This window comes from Janthinobacterium sp. GW823-FHT03B06 (genome assembly GCF_058796955.1).
The window spans coordinates 1-5,407 of sequence record NZ_JBXAJE010000018.1; the positions used below are offsets into that span (position 1 = coordinate 1).

Sequence of the window (5,407 nt, forward strand, 5' to 3'; positions counted from 1 at the left end):
AACAACTTTGCGCCGATGATAGTGCTGCAACCAGTGTGAAAGTAGGTTATCGTCAGGCTTGTTATTTGAAGCAACAGCCTTTGGCTGTGGTTTCTTGAGAAAAACCCGATCAGCAATGGTCGGGTTTTTTTTCGTCTGGCGTTTTTGCGGGGTGCTGCGGGTGGGTGTCGGCTTACGCTGCGCTAAGCCGACCTACGCCGACCTGCCCGATCCGCCGATCTACGGTCAGTGTGAGGGGGGCTGACCCCGGCTGTTCAGCAGGCGAAAAAAAGGCAGCGCCGCGCGCTGCCTTTGTCATTTATCACCACATGTTGTGAACGGCGGGCACCGTCATGTTCTCTTCATATTGACACTGTACGATGATGTCCATTCTCATCAAGTAACGTGTGCACCCATGCTGGCCAAGCTTAAACTCGTCAAAACTCCCAAAGGCATCGATAGCATCCTGATGCTGTCGTCCATGCTGATACTCTGGATCGGCAATTACAGCAACCTCGACCTCATGATTGCCGACAGTATGTTCGACGGTGCGCGTGGACAATTTGTCGGCGCTGACAGCGTGTGGGCGCGCAGTTTTCAGATCGGTATGATCTTGCTTGGCGCCGTCATGATCGGGCTGGCCGTATGGGACACCTTGCGTCCGCTGGCCTGGCTTGCTTCGCGTCGCAGCGCCTTGCGCGTGGCGGCGCTGTCGGCTATCTTCGTGCCGCTAAGCATCTATTTGCTCTCTTCCTTCAGCGACGTGCCCTGTCCCACGGATTTGTTGCGTTATGGTGGACTGGAGCCGTACACGCGCCTGTTGGAAACATTGCCAGCCAGCGCATCTGCCATGGCATGCCTGCCTGCTACCCAGGCGAACACTGCCTGGTGGATGCTGGCCTTGCCATTGTTCTGTCTGCCCGGGCGACCACGCACGGCGCTGCTGCTCGCTTGCGTCATGCTGCTGTGCGGTTTGGCGGCAAGCTGGCAGCAACAGTTGCAAGGTACGCAATTTTTTACACACACCTTGTGGTCTGCCTGGATTGCTTCTTTCCTGATCTATCTGCTACATCATTTGTTCCGGGCCGAGGACGCGTTGGCCTGAAACACGAAAGTACGTCACAATCTGCCTGTCGAGTTGTCGTTTCATACAAAAACAGGAGCACCATGAACGAGCAGATTGCGAGAGAAGTGGTATTGGTCCGTGCTATCGAGACGGCCGACCAGAAAAAAGAAGTCCTCAGCGAGGATGACCGCATGTATGCCAGCCGCAGTGCGCGTGAGCTTGCGCAGTGGCAAGCTTCGGGCAAGCAGGCCGAAGTCACGGGTGACGATTTCCTGCAGCAGCGTTCCGAGCTGATCCTCAAGCGCATCACCGAGCGCACTCCCGCCTTCGCTGCTTTCGCGAAGCGTCGTAACGGCATGAAAGCCCTGGCGCTGACTTTGCCCCTGCTGGCACTGCTGCTGGGCGCCGGGCTCGATCGCATCACGGATCCGCACCGTGTCGACTTGCTGTCGGCGCCCTTGCTGCTGATCATCGCCTGGAATGTGCTGGTCTACCTGGGCTTGCTGATTTGGCTATGCATCCCTTCGCACTCGCTCGGCTGGCCGAAAGCGGGGCTGGTGCGCCACCTGAGCGTAGGGCGCCTTGCCTTGCCGCGCAAACTGCCGCACGCCTTGTCTTCGGGCTTGCTCAGTTTCATGGGCGAGTGGGCGCATTTGAGCGCCAAGCTGACGGCCGCGCGCCTGGGCCGTACCATCCACTTGAGCGCTGCCATGTTTGCCATTGGCGCCGTCGCCTCGTTGTATGCGCGCGGTTTCCTGTCGCAATACGCGGCCGGCTGGGAAAGCACCTTTCTGAATGCCGGCCAGGTGCACAGCCTGCTGTCGACCCTGTTTGCGCCGGCCATTGCCCTGTTTCACTTACAAGGTTTTTCGCTGGCGGAAATCGAAGCGCTGCGCTTCCCGCAAACGACGACCGTCGAAGGCGGCGCACGCTGGGTGCATTTGTATGCGGCGACGATTTTCCTGCTGGTGGTCGTCCCCCGCCTGATCCTGGCCCTGCTCAATAATTGGCGCGCCGCGCGCCTGGCCAGGCAGTTTCCGCTGGATCTCGATCAGCCGTATTTCCGCAAGCTTAATGAAAGCATCGGTGTGGCCACGGGCGGCATGCTGCGCGTCTTGCCCTACAGCTTTACTGTCGATGAGGCACGCCACAAGGGTCTGGGGCAAATCGCCCTCATGCTGTTTGGCGAGCAGGGGCGCATGATGCTGCGTCCATCAACGTCGTATGGCGAAGAGCCGCAGGACGTCTTGCGCGACACGGACTTGAACGATCCACAAGTCAATATCACGGCCGTGCTGTTCAATCTGACGGCGACGCCGGAAAAGGAAAATCACGGGGCCTTCCTCGATTATCTGGTGCAATCGTCGGCGCGCGGCATCGCTGTCCTGATCGACGAGTCCAGCTACCTGGAGCGCGCGGGCGAGCAGGCGGATAACGGCGCGCGTCTGGCGGAACGGGTCGCCTTGTGGCAGCAGTTCTGCCAGTTCCATAAAGCCACGGCCACCGTGGTCAATTTGCTCAACCCTGCCTTGCACCCGCTTGATGCCGGTGTCGGCTTGAAAGTATCGGCAGCAGCATGAGTGTGAACGTGAATAAAGATGTGCAAGATGACGCGGTGCAGATTCAGTTTGCGCTGATTTCGCACACGAATAATGGCAAGACGACACTCGCGCGTACCCTCGTGGGCGTGGATGTGGGCGAAGTGCGCGACGCTGCCCACGTAACTGTGTTTGCCGAATCGCATACCTTGTTGGCCACACCACAGGGTGATGCTTTGCAATTGTGGGACACGCCCGGCTTTGGCGACTCCGTGCGTCTGCTCAAGCGCCTGGGCCAGTCAGGCAATCCCATCGGCTGGTTTCTGCGTGAAGTGCTGGACCGTTATCGCGACCGCCCGTTTTGGCTCAGCCAGCAGGCGCTGCGCACGGCCAAGGACTCCGCCGACGTGGTGTTGTACCTGGTGAATTCCTCGGAACATCCGAAGGATGCGGGCTACTTGCCGGCGGAAATGAAAATCCTCGCCTGGCTGGATAAGCCTGTGGTGGTCTTGCTCAATCAGATGGGGCCGCCGCGTCCGGGGAATGAGGAACACGGCGAGCAGGCGCGCTGGCGCGAGCATTTGCAGCAGTATCCAATCGTGCGCGATGTCCTGGCGCTCGATGCCTTTGCCCGCTGCTGGGTGCATGAACGCGTGTTTTACGAAGCTGTGGGTAAATTGTTGCCGCAGTCGCAGCAAGCAGGCTATGCGCGTTTGTTTGCTGCCTGGCAAGAGCAGAATACGGCACGTTTCCGGCAGGCGATGCACTTGCTGGCCACGCAACTGGCGGTGGCCGGGCAGGATCGCGAAGCCATCGAGCCCGCCTCTAAGGGCTTGCTGAAATCGGCCTTGCAGGTCGTTGGCATAGGCAAGAACGCAGAGCAGCAACGCCAGGAAAAGGCCATGGCCAGCCTGGTGGCGCGGCTTAATGCGCACAGCGGTATCACCACGCGTGAGCTTTTGATCCTGCACAAACTCGACCCGACCGACGCGCATAAGATCAATAGCCGGATACGGGAGAACTTCGCCGTGCGCGCGCCGATCGACAAGGCGCAGGCAGGGCTATTGGGCGCGATGATTTCCGGTGCGGCGACGGGGCTGTCGGCCGACCTGATTTCCGGCGGCCTGACCTTGGGCACGGGCGCCCTGCTTGGCGGTGTGGTTGGTGCGTTGACGTTTGCGGGCGCAGCCTGGGGCTTTAATTCCGGAACGGACCGCAACGAGCCCACGATGCAATTTACCGATGCCTTCCTGCGCACCTTGGTGGTGGCGGGCGTGCTGCGTTACCTGGCGGTGGCGCACTTTGGCCGTGGCCGCGGCAACTTTGTCGAAAGCGAGGCGCCGGCCTTCTGGCAGGATGAAGTCGAGCAGGCGGTGGCGCGTCATGAGAGCGCATTGGTCGAGTTATGGAAAGAGGTGCGCCGCGCGAAGTCCAATGAACTGGCTGCCGAATGTGTGCAGCCCATCATCACGGCGATCACTGCCGATGTGCTGGCGCGTCTGTACCCGGACGTGACGCAGCAGATGTAAATACGAGCTTCCATCGTCTATTTCCAACAAGGTTTCCCCCATGAGCATACATAAAATCGCCGTCATCGCCGGTGACGGCATTGGCAATGAAGTCATGCCGGAGGGCTTGCGTGTAATTGAAGCGGCCGCCCGCCGTTTCAATATCGACCTGCAGTTTACGACGATGGCATGGGCCAATTGCGACTATTACCTGGAACACGGGCAAATGATGCCCTCGGACTGGTTCGCGCAGCTCAAGGATTTCGACGCCATCTATTTTGGCGCCGTGGGCTGGCCGGACAAGGTGCCCGATCATATCTCGCTGTGGGGTTCATTACTGAAGTTCCGGCGTGAATTCGACGAATACGTCAACTTGCGTCCCGTGCGGCTGATGCCGGGCGTGCCATGTCCGCTGGCGAATAAAAAGCCGGGCGATATCGACTTTTATGTGGTGCGTGAAAATACGGAAGGAGAATATTCATCCGTGGGCGGACGCATGTTCGAGGGGACCGAGCGCGAAATGGTGCTGCAGGAATCCGTGTTTACGCGCAAAGGCATCGACCGCATCCTGAAGTATGCGTTTGAGCTGGCGCAAAGCCGGCCTAAAAAACACCTGACATCGGCGACCAAGTCGAATGGCATTGCCATCAGCATGCCGTATTGGGATGAACGGGTGGAAGCGATGGGCCCGAGCTTTCCCGAGGTCTGCTGGGATAAATACCATATCGACATCCTGGCGGCTCGCTTTGTATTGAGTCCCGAACGTTTCGACGTGGTGGTCGCTTCGAATCTGTTTGGCGACATATTGTCTGACCTGGGACCTGCGTGCACGGGAACGATTGCCATCGCACCATCGGCCAATATCAATCCGGAGCGTACATTCCCCTCCGTCTTTGAGCCGGTGCACGGTTCCGCGCCCGATATCTATGGCCAGAATATCGCCAACCCGATCGGCATGATCTGGTCGGGCGCCATGATGCTGGACTTCCTCGGTAATGGCGATGCCAATTACACGGCGGCGCATGACGCGATTGTGCACGCCATCGAGCGGGTGCTCGAGCATGGTCCGCGTACGCCGGATATGGGCGGCAGCGCCAGTACGACCGATGTGGGCATGGCGGTTGCCGAATTGCTGAAATAAAGCTTGCCGCCCTTGAGTGGCTTTGCTATAGTTCGCCTCCCCAATGAGACGCAGTGGTTTTAGCGAAACAGAGGGAGCCGGATGCAGTAGCAAACGGCAAAAAAGAAGGTTGACGAATTAGCCGAAACGCTTCATACTCTTCCTTCTTCGCAGCTGACAAACACAACGCTTTGTC

General features: G+C 58.9%; 4 protein-coding genes. All 4 read left to right on the forward strand.

The genetic code is table 11. From position 1 onward, the window contains the following. Positions 1–394 precede the first annotated feature (394 nt). On the forward strand, positions 395–1,084 hold the full coding sequence (locus tag AC1RBA_RS27855; protein ID WP_083293495.1) for a phosphatase PAP2 family protein: 690 nt from the start codon (positions 395–397) through the stop codon (positions 1,082–1,084). A gap of 62 nt (positions 1,085–1,146) precedes the next feature. After that, positions 1,147–2,625, forward strand: a complete 1,479-nt coding sequence (locus AC1RBA_RS27860; RefSeq protein WP_492420609.1) for a DUF2868 domain-containing protein — start codon at positions 1,147–1,149, stop codon at positions 2,623–2,625. Next, positions 2,622–4,112, forward strand: a complete 1,491-nt coding sequence (locus AC1RBA_RS27865; protein ID WP_070223770.1) for a DUF3482 domain-containing protein — start codon at positions 2,622–2,624, stop codon at positions 4,110–4,112. The genes AC1RBA_RS27860 and AC1RBA_RS27865 overlap by 4 nt, the downstream gene beginning before the upstream one ends. Before the next feature lie 40 nt (positions 4,113–4,152). Continuing rightward, complete coding sequence (locus tag AC1RBA_RS27870) at positions 4,153–5,232, forward strand: tartrate dehydrogenase (RefSeq protein ID WP_492420611.1); 1,080 nt, start codon at positions 4,153–4,155, stop codon at positions 5,230–5,232. Positions 5,233–5,407 lie beyond the last annotated feature (175 nt).

What these genes read in the sequence shown, in the direction of transcription:
- AC1RBA_RS27855 (WP_083293495.1), top strand. Translation starts at nt 395, where the DNA reads ATGCTGGCCAAGCTTAAACTCGTCAAAACTCCCAAAGGCATCGATAGC.
- AC1RBA_RS27860 (WP_492420609.1), top strand. Translation starts at nt 1,147, where the DNA reads ATGAACGAGCAGATTGCGAGAGAAGTGGTATTGGTCCGTGCTATCGAG.
- AC1RBA_RS27865 (WP_070223770.1), top strand. Translation starts at nt 2,622, where the DNA reads ATGAGTGTGAACGTGAATAAAGATGTGCAAGATGACGCGGTGCAGATT.
- AC1RBA_RS27870 (WP_492420611.1), top strand. Translation starts at nt 4,153, where the DNA reads ATGAGCATACATAAAATCGCCGTCATCGCCGGTGACGGCATTGGCAAT.